Source organism: Mesotoga sp. UBA5847 (assembly GCF_002432735.1).
Lineage (GTDB): Bacteria > Thermotogota > Thermotogae > Petrotogales > Kosmotogaceae > Mesotoga.
In genome coordinates this window covers 43,085-58,004 of the sequence record NZ_DJGL01000069.1, presented here as the reverse complement: position 1 = coordinate 58,004, position 14,920 = coordinate 43,085, and the positions used below count along the sequence as shown (strand labels likewise).

The window sequence follows — 14,920 nt, the reverse complement described above, 5'->3', positions numbered from 1 at the left end:
TGTTTTCGTAATCAGGATTCTTTTTCGTAAGGTGTTCCCGAAGCAGCAGGTGATCGCGTCTTGCCAATAAAACCGCCCACTACTATCAGCGTGACAACAAATGGAATCATATTGAATAATGGTTTCACACCTGCCGACACCGACACAATTGAACTACTCTGTAACTGCAGGTTCATCGCTTCCGCCGCTCCAAAAAGTATTGCAGCCCACATGGCCCCAACCGGATTCCAGTTTCCGAGTATCATAGCGGCAAGAGCAATAAATCCCCTTCCATGAATCATATTCTCAACGAATCTTCCCAGTTCACCGACCGAAAGAAAGGCCCCGGCAAGACTTGCGAAAACTCCACTCATTAGAACTCCGAAATATCTGATCTTGTAGACGTTTATTCCTAGAGTATCAGCAGCTTCAGGATTTTCTCCGACCGCTCTCATTTGAAGACCAAGAGGTGTTCTGTACAGTAAGAACCAGCTGGCAACAACCGCAATTACTGAGATATACGTAAAAGGACTCATAGAGCCGAAAATCTCGCCTATGAAAGGGATACCCTTCAACCAACCTGCGTCAAGGTATGGAACTCTTCCAATGAAATCGGTCTGGCCTTCGTTTCCAAAGATCGGAATCATCAGGAATGAAGTTGTTCCCTGAGCGATTATCACAAGAGCGGTAGCACTAACTATCTGATTAGCCGACCACCTAATACTTGCCCATGCGTGGAACCAGGTGAACCCCGTTCCTATGATGACGGCCATTAGTACACCGATCCAGGCGTTACCAGAAAGTAGGGTGAAGACGATCGAGGTAAAAGCTCCCATGAGCATAATACCTTCAAGAGCGATGTTCGTAACGCCGGTGACTTCGCTGTAAGTGCCTCCAAGAGCGGCGAATATTAAAGGAGTCGCAGAGAGCAAAGTGAGTTTATAGAATAGGGGGTTGACAAGTATTGCGAAGATCGCTTCGATCCAGCTCATATAGCAGTCACTCCTTTCTTTCGCTTCCACAGAATAAGAGTGGAGACAATTCTCTCAGCAGCCACAAGGAAGATTACTATCCCCTGAATGATAGATACGATGTCGTTAGGGATTTGGGCTCTAATCTGCATCGCGTTGGAGCCTGTTCTTAAGGCTGCTATCAGAAGAGCCGCAAAAATTATTCCGATTGGGTGGTTTCTCCCAATTAACGCAATGGTGATACCGTCAAATCCTCTTCCTCCTGTGAGTTCGCCGACGAATCTATGAGGAGGTACTCCAATGAGGTCGACGATTCCTGCCATACCAGCAAGAGCACCACTAATTGCCATTGTAAGAATTATGCTCTTTCTAATACTAATACCGCCATACTCAGCCGCATGCTGGTTGAATCCTACGGCCTTTAACTTGTAACCGATGGTGGTCTTCTCTATCAGGATGTACATTATGATCGCTACAGCAATGGCAATGAAAATCCCAACGCTTAGTTCAGTAGCCTGAACTTTTAGTATTACCGGAAGCTTCGATGCTTCTGCAACTTCCGGACTCTTCGGAGTACCGGAGCCGACCGCCAAGGGTCCGGTCACCATATAGGAAGCAAGGTTAGCTGCAATCCAGTTGAGCATGATCGTTGAAATAACTTCATGCGCTCCAGTGAAAGCTTTCAGAAAACCAGCTATTGATGCCCAGAAGGCACCTGCGAGCATTCCGGCTATAATTGAAAGAGGGATGGCAATAACCGAAGGAATTCCCCCGATATTCATGGCTACTATTGCACCTATTAGGGCACCCATCGTCATCTGGCCTTCAGCGCCTATGTTGAAGACTCCTGCTCTGAATCCGAACCCGACTGCAAGACCGGTTAGAATCAGGGGTGTCATCTTCATAATAGTATCTGCAAGTGCTTCCTGACTACCAAACGCGCCGTCAATCATTATGGAATACGCAGTAATTGGGTTCTTGCCGATCATGATAATAATCACGGAAGCTATCAGGAGAGCTATCAAAACGGAGACGATCGGTACTAGTAATGCGTAGATCTTGCTGGTATTCATCCTTCATCACTCCGTTCCCTAACGACTTCGGCCTTTTTATGCCCTGCCATCATAAGTCCTATTTCCTCTCTGTCGACTTCATCTGGAGTAACTTCTCCCATAATCTCTCCTTCATAGAAGACAAGTATCCTGTCAGAGAGAGAAAAAATCTCATCGAGTTCCATTGAGATCAGAAGCATGGCAATGCCCTTGCCGCGCATCGAAATCAAAGTCTTATGAATAAACTCGATTGCTCCGATATCCAGACCTCTGGTGGGCTGAGAGACTACCACAACTTTCGGTTCTATCGGAACAACGCTCAGTTCTCGGCCCACGACAACCTTCTGTTGATTCCCGCCCGAGAGGTTGCCAGCGAGCATGTTTATGTTCTTTGGTCTCACATCGAAAGCATCTACTACGCCTTTTGAGAATTCCTTTACGTTTCTAAGGTTTATGAACCCCTCTTGAGAAAAGGGCTCTTCGTCTTGTTTACCAAGGATGAGGTTGTAATAGACTGGATACTGGGCTATCATTCCCCTTCTCAGTCTATTCTCCGGGATGTGTGTCAAACCAGCTTCTCTTATTTCAAGCGCCGTTTGATTAGTAAGATCAACGCCACTCAAGTATATTTTTCCTTTCTCAACTTTCCTAAGACCGGTGATCGCCTCGATAAGCTCTGTCTGACCGTTACCTGCTACGCCGGCGATTCCCACAATTTCCCCCTGACGAACCGAGAACGAGACACCATTGACCGTATCTAAGTTTCGATTATCCTTCACATGGAGATCTTTGACTTCTAGAACGGTTTCGCCGGCGCGTTTCTCTTCCTTTTCGACTCTTAGGAGAACTTCTCTTCCGACCATCATGTTTGCAAGTTGTCTGGGATTTGTGTCTTTGGTGTTCACCTTACCGGTTACTTTCCCGAGTCTCATCACTGTCACCCTATCGGTAATAGCCATGACTTCATTTAGCTTATGAGTGATGAAAATAAGCGTCTTTCCATTATCTCTTAACACTCTAAGTATTTTGAAAAGCTCTTCGGTCTCCTGAGGGGTTAGAACGGCTGTCGGTTCATCGAAAACGAGAATCTCGGCACCCCTGAATAGGATCTTCAGAATCTCAACTCTTTGCTGCATACCAACTGGAATGTCTTCAATAAAAGCATCCACATCAACGGCTAGTCCGTACTTTTTAGACAAGTCCGTAACGATCTTACGCGACTTGTTAGTGTCCATGAACATTTTTAAGGGACCGTGCTTCGGTTCTGAACCTAGAACTACGTTTTCAGCGACAGTCAGGTTATCCACCAACATGAAATGTTGGTGGACCATCCCGATTCCTATGTCAATAGCATCCTTTGGCCCGTTGATAACTGTTTTCTTACCATTTATGAAGATCTCTCCTTCGTCAGGAGTATAAAGCCCATACAACTGATTCATGAGAGTAGACTTTCCTGCTCCGTTCTCGCCCACAAGCGCATGTATTTCGCCTTTCTTAACAAAGAAATCCACATGATCATTAGCAACAACGGAAGGGAAGGTCTTCACAATTCCTTTCATAGCTACTGCGATACCTGAGAGATCGAGGCTTTCAACGTAGCTTTCTTCCACACGCTCACCTCCATCGTTCATGATACGAAAGATCGGGAGAGGTCGCTCTCCCGATCTTTGATATCACACGATTGTGTGAATTAATTCCATTACGGAAGGGTTATATCTGGAACAACGAACGCATCGAGCTTCTCTTGAGTATCAGGAACAATAAGCGTTCCGGCTTTTAGAAGACCCTTAAGGAACTCAACTTCGCCGAGAATAACCGGTCCAACAACATCCTTAGTGTAGGTCATCGGACTAATTCCAACACCTTCATCCTTTATTCCGAGTGTCTTTGCTCCGGGTTCGAAAGTTCCGAGAGCGATACTCATAACGGCTTGATAGGAAGCCATGTCAACTCTCTTGACAGAACTTGTTAGGACTCTTCCAGGAGCCATGTAATCCTGATCAACATCGACACCAACTGCAAAGAAACCTTCTCCCTTTTCTGCTGCAGCTTCAATGACACCATTTCCACACGCGCCAGCTGCATGGAAGACAATGTCGGCGCCTTCTGCGAACTGAGCGATGGCAAGGTCCTTACCCTTCTTAGGATCGTTGAAATCCATAGTGTATCCCTGAAGCATGCTTATCGTCTTTCCGTGTATCTCTTCGTAGACTCTTATTCCGGCCTCATAGCCGTAGCGGAATCTTTCAACTGGGGGAATTGGAAGACCTCCAACGAAGCCTACCATGTTGGTCTCTGTCATGGCCGCTACCACATAACCTACCAGGAAAGCTCCTTCTTGTTCTTTGAAGAGATACGTTGCTACATTATTCGGCATGTTCTCAACAGGGTCAATGTCTATGCCTACGAAGTAAGTATCCGGGAACTGAGGAGCAACCTTATACAGCGCATCGGCCATCATGAAGCCAACTGCGAAGATAATGTCTGCTTCCTTTGCTGCGTTTGACAGATTAGGGATATAGTCGGACTGTTCCTTTGATTGTACGACTTCTCTGTCAATTCCCAGGAAGTCAGAGGCCTTGACAATTCCTTCCCAAGTTCCATCATTAAATGACTTGTCTCCGAGCCCCCCAACGTCAGTAATCATGATTACCTTCATTGCCATTACTGGGAGAGCAAACATGAGAATAAGTGAGAACACCAACAATAGTCTTAGTTTCATTCAACAACACTCCCTTTCTTATGAGATAGTAAGATCCATAGAACTGATAACACAATTATACCCGCAAAAACTACCAAAAACAAAATGTTTATCGAAGGTTCAATAGGCACACTCAGCATCGGAGAACCACCTTGGACAAAGAGATTTAGATCGCTCAGGCCCGGGAGCTGTATTAACAGGAATACTACAATTACTGCAAGGTGGATATAAGAGATAACAGGTTTCTTTACAACAAATAGCGTAATCGTCAGCAAAAAAAGAGCAACTACTAGCGCCGCAAACTCTGGAACTCTGTAGACTTTGACCGGGATTGGCAAGGGTTTGCTTTCTAGCAGCGGATCGATTCTTTGATGGTAATCGTCCAAAGCGATGGAAAGCTCAGGTCTTGATCCTAGAGTATCTTCAAGTGAAGTGGTGAAATCCTTTCTCATTGTTTGTCCAGCGTATTTGACAATTGTCTCTGAAGTGGCCAGTAATTTTGAAACGGCATTGGCGTAACCTTTGCTATTTCTGTTGCTGTCTCTTATGAAGCTATTGATATCTTTTGTGAGGTCCTGCAACTCGGATGCATATACGGCCTGGTTCTCAATAGACAAATACTCGCTAAAGGTCGGGGCCGTTACCCTCAATCTTCCGTTGGCATCTATACTGTAGGTCAACCCTGCCTCGGATGAAAAAGAGTTCAGTTTGTTGGTGATGATTATCCTCAGGACTCTTTTCAGAGTGTTCAACTCACTCGAAACAAGTGAGTTCAACTCTCTTGTCTGCAGGCTGATCATCGACTCAGGGGCAAGAAACACATCGTTCTTCAGAGTTGAATAGTAAACTGAATCGTAGAATCCATCGAAACTGTCCATTGAAAGCTCTGTTTGCTCGTTAAAAAGATTAAGGAATGGCAGAATGGCTATGAGAACAAGCATTAGCAGTTTCAAGAGCAGAACTCTGTTTCTCTTTCTCCTATTCATTAGCGAAGAAACGGTCAGAATGAACGCGAATGCAAAGGCGGGCAATGCCACTATTGAATGCAGAGAAAGATCGAAGATGCCAACAGTAATGTTACCAATGAAGAATATGTACAAGGTTTCAAGAATGATGATAGTACCTAACAGATACTTCTTGACAGAGTCGAAGAGAGTGAATCCCAGAACAACCATCAATGCGTAGGCAACAATTCTCAACCACCAGAGATCGATTTTCTTTTCAACGCTTGAAACGAGGTTGGCTGAGAGCTCGTTCCTTATCCGACCCATTATGTTTGTTTGAATGGGTATGATCTTTCTCACTTCACTGGTGATGTCGTTCTCGATTAGGCCGACCGGAGTGAATTGCTTAATTGAAAGCAGCTGGGCGCCCATCTGAATCTTTTCAAAGACTTGAGCCTTTACTTCTGGATTCTCCTCAAGGACGTCCATTAGTTCTCGATACTCAGAGTCATCTGGTTCAGTGCCAAGCTCAAACCCTGCCAATTCTTTCGGTTTCACCGGGATCGACTCCGGGAAAAAGGGAGCATAATCAATCAGAGCCATAGATCTCAGAAGCCATAGCCGGAAGAGTTCTCTCCCAGATGCCATCATCTCAGGACCGGAAATCTGAGCTAGATCCATAGCAGTCTGAATTGCTAATCTGTTTACTTCTTCATCAACAAGAGTGTCCACTCGGTACTCTTTCGAACTCAAGGTCGAGATCGTAGAGTTAAGGGCTTCAAGTATCCTGGTATCTGAAAGACTCAGAATTTCTTGTTCCGACTCTGCAGGAGCGTCTACTGCAAGGTTGAAGGAAGAAAAAGAGTTTGTTATAGTCAGTTCCTCGGGAAACGCTTCAGGTTTGCTCTTCACGAGGCCAAGAGCGAATGCTATCCACTCCTTATAGACAGTCTCTGCCATACTCCTGACTCTTGTCGTGTAGGAGTTGAAGACCTCAAGATATGCCGGCATCTCATTTAACGTATAGGTCTCAAAGGGTTTTCCTGACATGTCTGTTAGAACCCACGCAAGAAAGGCGCTATAGGCTATCCTGTCGTCGTTATCGCGAAAGTCAATGTCTGTGAAAGCTCCGAGATGCCTGGTCAGCAACCCGGCGATAGTCGTTGAACTCTCTTTCTTTTCAATGCTCCCAACCATCTGGAGTTTGTACATCCTGTAGATTGACAGATAATCAAGGTCCTGATTGAGCCTGACAACTTTGGGCAGCTGCGGCTCTTGGCTTACATAATCACTAATGTAATTCTCGAAATCCTCAATGATCACTTTCTGGCTAAAGGAAAAGGAAAGAATTGCGATTACCAGAAACACAATGACCGAGAGTATTCTATTTGGCACTCTACACCTCCAGCCCGATCACTTGTTCAACATGTTCTCAATGGCGTTGATTATGACATTAAGACCGGTAGTGTTCGCGGCCCCGTCAGGTAAAACTATATCACAAAAGTATTTCTGGGGTTCAATGAAACTTTCAAAAGACGGAGCGACAAACTTTCTATACTGTTCTATTATGCTGTCTACGGATCTACCTCGCTCTTTAGTATCACGTTCTATCCTTCTAATAAGCCTTTCATCTGCCGGCGCATCTATGTATATTGAGAAGTCGAAGAGATCCCTCATTTCCCTCTTGAACATTACCAGGAGCCCTTCGACGATAATCAGCGGTTTAGGCCGAAACTCTCTACAGATTCCTTCTTCTCGCCTGTACGTGACCATGCTATAGACTGGAACCATAATGCTTTTGTTCTGCTTAACGGATTTGAGGTGCTGTTCAAAGAGTTCAAAGTCAAAGGCTTTCGGAGAATCGAAATTGAACTCTCTCGGATCAGTTCCGGGATCCAGGTTCTTGTAGTAGTCATCCATCGAGAGAACAGCTGCTCTTTCGTTGAAGTGATTGAAGATTACGTTGGTTACGGACGTCTTTCCGGCCCCGCTTCCTCCGATTATTGAAACAAGAACCATTAAGCTCTTCTCCCTTTTCTGGAAGAACCGAATGTCATATTGAAAGCAAGTGATCTGAATGAGACAGAAATGTCAATTTCCTCATTGCTTATGCCAGGAGGCAGAGTAAGGCGGATTGGAGCGAAGTTGACAATCCCCTTGACACCCGCATTTGCCAATAAATCAGCGATGATTTGGGCCGCGTTCGCGGGAACAGTGATTACACCTATCTCTATTTGCCTTTTCTTCACAATTTCCTCTAACACTTCTGTTGATTCTATTACAAGATCGTTAGGCATTGGAATACCGATTTTGTTTGGATTGTTGTCGAAGAGCGCTTTCGAAATGAAACCGGAGTTCTCAAGTCCGGGGTAGTTGGCCAACGCCATACCGAGGTTTCCCATCCCCACTATACAGGTTTTCCACTTCTTCCTTATTCCAAGGATTTCGCTAATACTATCAAGAAGATGCTTTGTACTATAACCGACACCCCTCTTTCCGAACTCTCCAAAATATGAAAGATCCTTTCTCACTTGACTGGCTTTAATCCCGAGTCTTTCTGCCAGATCATTTGAGGATACGCTTGCCACTCCTGAGATAACCATGTTTTCCAGGCACCTGTGGTATACGGCGAGTCTCTTTATAGTAGGTTTTGGGATTTTTGTGTTATCCATTGCTGATCACCTCCCGGCAGGCGTATTTGTGAAAATTATATCACGGTTATTTACATACATCTTTTGATGGCGCCACTCAGAAAATGTGCCATAGCAACGTGCTATAATTATCCGTAGAATATCCATAATTTCGACTGGAGCGCTTTTTATGGGAAAGAGAGCAAGACTTAATAGCCAGGTAGCATCGGTAGTACTGCTGATAATTTCTCTCTTCCTATTTATAGAATCGCTTTACATTTTTAGATACATAAGAGAATCGCAGTCTACCGAATTTGAAGTCGGTTTTTTCGACCTCTCGTCTCGTCTCAGAATTCTTCTCGGTGATGAGGGGTATGTTCTTGAACCTGGTGAGCATTTGGTACTCAAGATAAGACGAAACGATAAATTGGTTGTTGAGCAAGATCTGCCCGGAAGGTATACGGTTAGGGGCGGAGGCGAGATGGTGAATGTGAGTATTCCACTGGCGGAAGTGAGTGTAAAGTGATGGGAAGCTATAGAGAAACGGAAATGGTCAATCTCGTTGTCTTCGCTTTCGGTTCATACATAGATTACAGGCTTCAGGAAATTCAACCTGTTCTTGAGAAGGAGTTTGGACCGGCAGACTATATATCGAAATCGCTGGATTTCGATAAATACACGTCTTATTATAACGATGAGATGGGATTTGGTCTTAAAGGTAAGCTGCTTTCTTTTAAGAGGCTCGTACACCCTCAACAACTTTCCCTTATAAAGAGAATTACAAACGATATTGAAGAGAAATTTGGACTGGAAGGGAAGAGAAAAGTAAATCTAGATCCGGGCTATGTTCATCATGCTCAGTTTGTTCTCGCATCAACTAAGCATTGGGCGAATCGTATTTATATCGGAGACGGCATCTCTGCTGAGATAACTCTCATTTTCGTCAATGGTGCTTTTGCACCACTTCCATACACTTATCCGAACTATCGGGATCGGGAGTATATTGAAGAACTCATGCGAATCAGGGAGCTGTACCTCTTCAAGAGAAAGGAAAGACTATGAAGTTTGGTGTTCTCTCTCTGGGATGCTCAAAGAATATTGCCGATATGGATAATTTCATAGGCATTATGAGAAGCAGGGGCCATGAGATAGTAAAAGATGCTTCGCGTGCGGATTTACTAGTTATAGACACCTGTGGGTTTATCGACGATGCAAAGAAGGAGAGCCTGGAAGAGATCTTCAGGGCCCTTTCCTACAAAGAGCACAATCCGAATCTAAGAGTACTTGCAGTCGGGTGCCTTGTTCAAAGATATTTCGAAGAATTGAAATCTGAGATCCGCGAAGTTGATGGGTTAGTTGGAGTCACAAGCCCGGCAACGCTCGCTGATCTTATCGAGAGAAACGAGGTATTCTTCATTGGTGAACCTGATGGAGTCTACGAGTACTCCACCAGAGTCGCTGAAAAATATAGTGCTTATGTGAAGATTGGAGACGGCTGCAACAGAAATTGTGCTTTCTGTTCAATTCCCAACTTCAAGGGTTTTGCGGCAAGTCGTACTTCAGAAAGCATAGTTAAAGAGACTCTTTCTTTGGTGCGACAAGGTGTGAAAGAGATCGTTCTAGTATCTCAGGACTGTACGCAATATGGTTTAGATCTGGATGAGGGAGTCACTCTTGCCGGACTTCTCGGTAAATTGAATGATCTTGAAGGAGATTTCTGGATACGGGTTCTTTATCTTCACCCAGATCATGTGGAAGATGAACTGATAGATTCGATTCTCTCGCTTTCAAAGGTGGTAGATTATTTCGATATACCTGTTCAGAGTGGTTCCGATGAGATCCTGAAGAGAATGGGCAGGTCAAAGAACTCTAGACAGTTACGCGATTTGCTCCTTGGAATCAGAGAAAAAGCACCTCATGCTGTGTTGAGAACGACAATAATGGTCGGATTCCCAGGTGAGAGTGAAGCTACATTCAACGAGACTGTCAATTTTGCAAGAAGTGTTAGGTTCGATAGACTCGGAGGCTTTGTCTACTCAAGAGAGGAAGGAACGCCAGCATTCGATAAGAAGCTTACTGTAAGCAAGAATGCGGCAAAGGAGATGCTTGAGCTTCTGCTTGACGAACAGGATCGGATTTCGGCGGAGCGCCTTTCGGACTTTAAAGGAAAGGTAGTTACTGTGTTGCTTGAGGAGAGCGGTGAGAGTTACACGCTGGGAAGAGCATATAACAGCGCTCCTGATGTTGATGGAGTGGTTGTTTTGAAGGGCCATAAGCAGGAAGGAGTTTTCTTGAAAGCCAGAATCACAGATACTTACGAGCATGACATGGAAGGTGTTGTTCTTGATGAACTTGCCTAACATTCTTACCTTGTCGAGAATGGTTCTCGCTTTACCTACCCTTCTATTGCTAATGAGTGGGAATGTCGTCGGTTACTACTTTTCATTCCTTGTCTTCGGAATTGCTTCACTTACAGATTTCTTTGACGGGAGAATAGCAAGAAAGCGTGGTCTCGTTACGGATCTGGGGAGGTTTCTAGATCAGATCTCTGACAAGATCCTTGTTACATCAGTCTTCCTGGGCTTCATGGCGATTTCGAGAGTCAGTCTCTGGTTCCTTTTCATACTGATCGTAAGAGACACGCTTGTCTCAGGGATAAGAATGGTTGCCTCGAGCAGGGGAAAAGTGATCGCGGCTGATGCTCTCGGAAAGGTTAAGACGTTCTCTCAAATGATTCTCTTGGTAATTCTCTACATGAATTTGCTATGGGAATTCCCCTCTCAAGCATTGGTGCTGTGGCTTGAGGTCTTCGTCGCAGGTGTCACGGCAGCGAGTGGAGCCAACTACCTGTTTAAGAATCTAGACATTTTCAAAGGGGGGGAGTGACTTGCGCTCTTTTATCGCAGTTGATACAGGCGACAGGGTTTCCGCTATGATAGACAGTATTTCGGAAAGGCTTAGAAGGATGGGGTTCAAGGCATCATGGGTTCCGGGAGTAAACTCTCACGTTACTCTTGCATTTCTTGACAACATAGAGCCGGAAAGACTCTCTTTACTGGCATCGATGTTGTCGCGTAGACTGAGAGGGTTTCCTTCATTCACTCTGGAAACTGGAGGCATAGGTTACTTCAAACATAAGGACTTGCCAAAGGTTATTTGGGTAGGAATTGAAAGAAATCAGAGTCTCATTAATCTACAGAGAGAGACGCGAGTAGTTCTTGAAGCAATGAATCTGCCTGTTGAAGATAATTTTAGACCGCATTTGACTGTAGGCAGGATGAAATTCAGTCCGCCAATGTGGCGGAAATTCTTGAGTACACTTGATAGTGAACGAGTGATATTTCCTGTTGGAGAAGCCACAATATTCGAATCGATTCTCTCCAGGGAAGGAGCTAGGTACAGAAAGGTCTTCACATGCAGCTTTGAAGGAGGACTGATTGAACATGCTGTCGAAGGATAAGAAAAACGCACTTGATAGAGCAATAAAAGATATCGAGAAACAGTTTGGCAAGGGTTCGGTAATGCTTATGGGAGATAAAGAAGATCAGAAGAGTATAGAAGTGATCTCAACCGGCTCACTTGCTGTCGACATTGCCCTTACAGTGGGGGGTTATCCAAGGGGCAGAGTAGTTGAGGTTTACGGTGCTGAATCGAGCGGAAAGACGACAATTGCCTTGCACGCTATTGCAGAAGTTCAGAGGCGGGGTGGGATAGCTGCCTTCATCGATGCAGAGCACGCTCTCGATATCCATTATGCGCAGAATCTTGGGGTGGATGTTGACAATCTCTTGATATCTCAGCCTGATTACGGAGAACAGGCTCTGGACATTGTTGATGGCCTAATCAGGTCTAGTGCGGTCGATCTAATTGTAGTGGACTCTGTTGCAGCTTTAGTGCCTCGCACCGAGATTGAGGGGGCGATGGGCGAACTGCAGGTTGGTCTTCAGGCTCGGCTTATGTCACAGGCACTTAGGAAGATTTCTGGGAACGTAAGTAGATCGAAGTGCATCGTGATTTTCATTAACCAAACAAGAATGAAAATCGGGGTAGTCTACGGTAATCCTGAAACAACAACCGGGGGTGTCGCACTGAAATTCTATGCTTCGGTAAGACTTGAGGTTAGGAGGGGCAGTGCTATAAGAGAAGGGAACACAGTTCTTGGAAACGAGACAACCATTAAAGTTGTGAAGAACAAAGTTGCCCCGCCATTTCGAGAAGCCAAGGTTGACATAATTTACGGGCAAGGGATCGAGCATGCAAACGAGCTATTCAATCTTGCGGTTTCTGAGAACATGATAGATAGAAAGGGAGCATGGTACGCTTACATGACTCCTGATAATAGTGAAGTAAGCCTTGGGCAGGGCAAGGCCAATGGAGTAGAATTCTTGAAGGAAAACCCTGAGCTGATGCTCGAGATTGAAAACAGGCTAAGGACGAAGTTTGGTTTGCCGCTCCTGGAAGTCAAGAAAGAGGAGAAGGAAGACGACAAGTGATGGGTTCAGATCCAATGAAAGATGCTTTGAGATATTTGAAATACAGGTTGAGGTCAAGAAGGGAAATCGAAGTACAGCTCTTCAAGAAGGGGTATTCTGAGAAAGAGATCAAAGAGGTCATTGAAAAGCTGGAAGAGCAGGGCTTAGTTAACGACGGCATTTTCGCCAGACTCTATGTAAGCGACGGACTGAATGTGCATTACAAAGGCCCGTTCAGGCTTCGACAGGAGCTTCTTGGGTTAGGAATCTCAGAAGAGGTAATTGACGATACAATTAAATTAGAACTGGACAGTTGCGACTTGAAAGAGATTGGAAAAAGAGCTGCGGGCAACACAGAATTGACTGATCCTGATAAGATAAGAAGAAAACTCTACAGAAGAGGGTTTTCCTCTTCGATAATCGATGAGATTATTGAGGAGATCAAAGAGAAATCATGAAGGGAGGGAGCTGGTTTCCTCGAAGGCTAGGTGAAAGGACCAGCGATGAGAAACTATGATGCTACTGATTGGTATAATAGCCGGCCTGGCAGCGGGTATTGCGCTGGCTTATTTTATACTCACCCCTTTGGCTGTGAAGAAGGCAAAGGATGAGCTTGAGCTTCAACTGAAATCCGCAAAACAGGATTCAGAGTCGATAATCAAGAGGGCTCAGGAAGAGGCGGATCATCTTAAGAAGAAGGCACTCTTAGAAGGCCGTGAAGAACTCCACAGGCTTCGTGAGGAGCAAGAGAAGGATTTCAAGAGAGATCGAGAAGAACTGAAGCAATGGGAAGAAAGGATTTCCAGAAGAGAAGATAACATCGATAAAAAGGAAGAAGCTATTGAGAGGACTCGACAACAGTTGGATATCGAAAGGGCTCGTGTTGAAGAGATGAAAGAAGAAGCAGAGAAGAAACTGTTCAGCCTTGCCGACCTTTCGATGGAGGATGCCAGAGAGATAGTCCTGAGGAGAGCTGAAGAAATCTACGAACATGATCTTGCTCAGAAGCTTAAGGAGATGAAAGATCACTACGACGAAGAAGGCAATCGATACGCCAAATGGGTAATCGTCAACTCAGTCCAGCGCTATGCGGCAGATTATACGGGCGATATAACTGTAAGCGCGGTAAGCCTTCCTTCCGATGAGATGAAGGGAAGGATCATAGGCAGAGAGGGAAGGAATATCAGAGCATTTGAGAAGTTGACCGGTTCGGATCTCGTGATCGATGATACACCTGAAGTTGTTGTGGTATCCTGTTTCAATCCTCTTAGGAGGGCGATCGCAAAGATGACACTGGATAGGCTCGTTGAAGATGGAAGAATTCATCCTGCTAGGATTGAGGAAATGTACGAAAAGTCAAAAAAGGAGATCTACAGTGAAATAAAAGAAGCGGGTCAGGAAGCTTTGATGAAAGTAGGTATTCCCTCGATGCACCCAGAGCTTGTCAAACTACTAGGAAGGCTTAAGTTCAGGACGAGTTACGGTCAGAACGTATTGCAGCACTCTGTTGAGGTTGCTCATCTTGCGGCTCTAATGGCTTCCGAACTGGGTTTGAACATTGACAAAGCGAAGAGGGGGGCGATCCTTCACGATATTGGAAAGGCAATTGATCACGAAGTTGAGGGATCTCATGCGATTATTGGGGGAGAGATTGCCAAGAGGTACGGGGAAAAGGTTCAGGTTGTCAATATGATACAGTATCACCATGGTGAGACGGAGGCTTTGACCCCTGAAGCGGTTCTTGTGGCCGCCGCAGATGCTGTATCTGCTTCAAGGCCAGGAGCTAGAAGGGAGTCGCTTGATATGTATATTAAACGACTTGAAAACCTGGAGAACATTGCGACCGGATTCAAGCATATAGAAAAGGCCTACGCAATTCAGGCAGGGAGAGAGATTCGGGTAATTGTAGAGCCAGAAAAGGTTGATGATCTGCTGGCCGAGAAAATGGCCGTAGATATTGCCAAGAAAATTGAAGAGGAACTCGAATATCCCGGTGTTATTAAGGTGACTGTTATAAGGGAACGAAGAAGCGTCTCTTATGCGTCATGACAGATTGACATAGGAAAAGCGGTGATATAGAATTGGAACCAGGTGCCAACGTAGCTCAACCGGTAGAGCGGCTCATTCGTAATGAGCAGGTTGGGGGTTCAAGTCCCTTCGTTGGCTCCAGA

Annotated in this window: 15 protein-coding genes and 1 tRNA gene; 9 read left to right on the top strand and 7 right to left on the bottom strand. The window is 45.1% G+C overall.

The window, feature by feature from the left end; all coding sequences use genetic code 11:
• Window positions 1–11: 11 nt before the first annotated feature.
• The 7 genes from B3K91_RS07345 to B3K91_RS07315 form a co-directional block, all read right to left on the bottom strand.
• Complete coding sequence (locus B3K91_RS07345) at window positions 12–971, bottom strand: ABC transporter permease (RefSeq protein ID WP_214061198.1); 960 nt, start codon at window positions 969–971, stop codon at window positions 12–14.
• Window positions 968–2,023: an ABC transporter permease gene (locus B3K91_RS07340; protein WP_214079315.1), complete on the bottom strand. Its 1,056-nt coding sequence runs from the start codon at window positions 2,021–2,023 to the stop codon at window positions 968–970. The genes B3K91_RS07345 and B3K91_RS07340 overlap by 4 nt, the downstream gene beginning before the upstream one ends.
• A complete protein-coding gene (locus B3K91_RS07335) occupies window positions 2,020–3,561 on the bottom strand; it encodes an ABC transporter ATP-binding protein (RefSeq protein WP_214079368.1) in 1,542 nt (513 codons plus the stop codon). Before B3K91_RS07335 ends, B3K91_RS07340 begins: the two co-directional genes overlap by 4 nt.
• Before the next feature lie 140 nt (window positions 3,562–3,701).
• A complete protein-coding gene (locus B3K91_RS07330) occupies window positions 3,702–4,724 on the bottom strand; it encodes a BMP family lipoprotein (RefSeq protein ID WP_099830655.1) in 1,023 nt (340 codons plus the stop codon).
• Window positions 4,721–7,042, bottom strand: coding sequence for a hypothetical protein (locus B3K91_RS07325; RefSeq protein ID WP_214079316.1), 2,322 nt, complete (start codon window positions 7,040–7,042; stop codon window positions 4,721–4,723). The genes B3K91_RS07330 and B3K91_RS07325 overlap by 4 nt, the downstream gene beginning before the upstream one ends.
• Before the next feature lie 18 nt (window positions 7,043–7,060).
• The gene (gene udk / locus B3K91_RS07320) at window positions 7,061–7,666 is read right to left on the bottom strand and encodes a uridine kinase (protein ID WP_099830657.1); all 606 of its coding nucleotides are present in this window, start codon (window positions 7,664–7,666) and stop codon (window positions 7,061–7,063) included.
• On the bottom strand, window positions 7,666–8,319 hold the full coding sequence (locus B3K91_RS07315; protein ID WP_214079317.1) for a redox-sensing transcriptional repressor Rex: 654 nt from the start codon (window positions 8,317–8,319) through the stop codon (window positions 7,666–7,668). The genes udk and B3K91_RS07315 overlap by 1 nt, the downstream gene beginning before the upstream one ends.
• Before the next feature lie 148 nt (window positions 8,320–8,467).
• On the opposite strand from B3K91_RS07315, the gene B3K91_RS07310 reads away from it, so the two are divergent.
• From B3K91_RS07310 to B3K91_RS07270, 9 genes are all read left to right on the top strand, one after another.
• Window positions 8,468–8,803: a hypothetical protein gene (locus B3K91_RS07310; RefSeq protein ID WP_214059767.1), complete on the top strand. Its 336-nt coding sequence runs from the start codon at window positions 8,468–8,470 to the stop codon at window positions 8,801–8,803.
• Window positions 8,803–9,339 carry a DUF4416 family protein gene (locus B3K91_RS07305; RefSeq protein ID WP_214079318.1) on the top strand — a complete coding sequence of 179 codons (537 nt, stop codon included), beginning with the start codon at window positions 8,803–8,805 and terminating at the stop codon, window positions 9,337–9,339. The genes B3K91_RS07310 and B3K91_RS07305 overlap by 1 nt, the downstream gene beginning before the upstream one ends.
• Window positions 9,336–10,637, top strand: coding sequence for a 30S ribosomal protein S12 methylthiotransferase RimO (rimO, locus tag B3K91_RS07300; RefSeq protein WP_214079319.1), 1,302 nt, complete (start codon window positions 9,336–9,338; stop codon window positions 10,635–10,637). Before B3K91_RS07305 ends, rimO begins: the two co-directional genes overlap by 4 nt.
• The gene (gene pgsA, locus B3K91_RS07295; protein ID WP_214059770.1) at window positions 10,624–11,163 is read left to right on the top strand and encodes a CDP-diacylglycerol--glycerol-3-phosphate 3-phosphatidyltransferase; all 540 of its coding nucleotides are present in this window, start codon (window positions 10,624–10,626) and stop codon (window positions 11,161–11,163) included. The genes rimO and pgsA overlap by 14 nt, the downstream gene beginning before the upstream one ends.
• 1 nt (window position 11,164) lies before the next feature.
• Window positions 11,165–11,737, top strand: coding sequence for an RNA 2',3'-cyclic phosphodiesterase (gene thpR, locus B3K91_RS07290; protein WP_099830662.1), 573 nt, complete (start codon window positions 11,165–11,167; stop codon window positions 11,735–11,737).
• Window positions 11,721–12,770, top strand: a complete 1,050-nt coding sequence (recA, locus tag B3K91_RS07285) for a recombinase RecA (RefSeq protein ID WP_099830663.1) — start codon at window positions 11,721–11,723, stop codon at window positions 12,768–12,770. Before thpR ends, recA begins: the two co-directional genes overlap by 17 nt.
• On the top strand, window positions 12,770–13,207 hold the full coding sequence (locus B3K91_RS07280; protein WP_099830698.1) for a regulatory protein RecX: 438 nt from the start codon (window positions 12,770–12,772) through the stop codon (window positions 13,205–13,207). Before recA ends, B3K91_RS07280 begins: the two co-directional genes overlap by 1 nt.
• Before the next feature lie 55 nt (window positions 13,208–13,262).
• Entirely contained in the window at window positions 13,263–14,798 is a 1,536-nt protein-coding gene (gene rny, locus B3K91_RS07275; protein WP_099830664.1) for a ribonuclease Y, read from the top strand.
• A gap of 44 nt (window positions 14,799–14,842) precedes the next feature.
• Window positions 14,843–14,918, top strand: a tRNA-Thr gene (locus B3K91_RS07270).
• Window positions 14,919–14,920 lie beyond the last annotated feature (2 nt).

Bases quoted from the DNA above. Each gene is read 5' to 3' on its own strand.
- B3K91_RS07345 (WP_214061198.1), bottom strand. From the start codon at position 971: ATGAGCTGGATCGAAGCGATCTTCGCAATACTTGTCAACCCCCTATTC.
- B3K91_RS07340 (WP_214079315.1), bottom strand. From the start codon at position 2,023: ATGAATACCAGCAAGATCTACGCATTACTAGTACCGATCGTCTCCGTT.
- B3K91_RS07335 (WP_214079368.1), bottom strand. From the start codon at position 3,561: ATGAAAGGAATTGTGAAGACCTTCCCTTCCGTTGTTGCTAATGATCAT.
- B3K91_RS07330 (WP_099830655.1), bottom strand. From the start codon at position 4,724: ATGAAACTAAGACTATTGTTGGTGTTCTCACTTATTCTCATGTTTGCT.
- udk (WP_099830657.1), bottom strand. From the start codon at position 7,666: ATGGTTCTTGTTTCAATAATCGGAGGAAGCGGGGCCGGAAAGACGTCC.
- B3K91_RS07315 (WP_214079317.1), bottom strand. From the start codon at position 8,319: ATGGATAACACAAAAATCCCAAAACCTACTATAAAGAGACTCGCCGTA.
- B3K91_RS07310 (WP_214059767.1), top strand. From the start codon at position 8,468: ATGGGAAAGAGAGCAAGACTTAATAGCCAGGTAGCATCGGTAGTACTG.
- B3K91_RS07305 (WP_214079318.1), top strand. From the start codon at position 8,803: ATGGGAAGCTATAGAGAAACGGAAATGGTCAATCTCGTTGTCTTCGCT.
- rimO (WP_214079319.1), top strand. From the start codon at position 9,336: ATGAAGTTTGGTGTTCTCTCTCTGGGATGCTCAAAGAATATTGCCGAT.
- pgsA (WP_214059770.1), top strand. From the start codon at position 10,624: ATGAACTTGCCTAACATTCTTACCTTGTCGAGAATGGTTCTCGCTTTA.
- recA (WP_099830663.1), top strand. From the start codon at position 11,721: ATGCTGTCGAAGGATAAGAAAAACGCACTTGATAGAGCAATAAAAGAT.
- B3K91_RS07280 (WP_099830698.1), top strand. From the start codon at position 12,770: ATGGGTTCAGATCCAATGAAAGATGCTTTGAGATATTTGAAATACAGG.
- rny (WP_099830664.1), top strand. From the start codon at position 13,263: ATGATGCTACTGATTGGTATAATAGCCGGCCTGGCAGCGGGTATTGCG.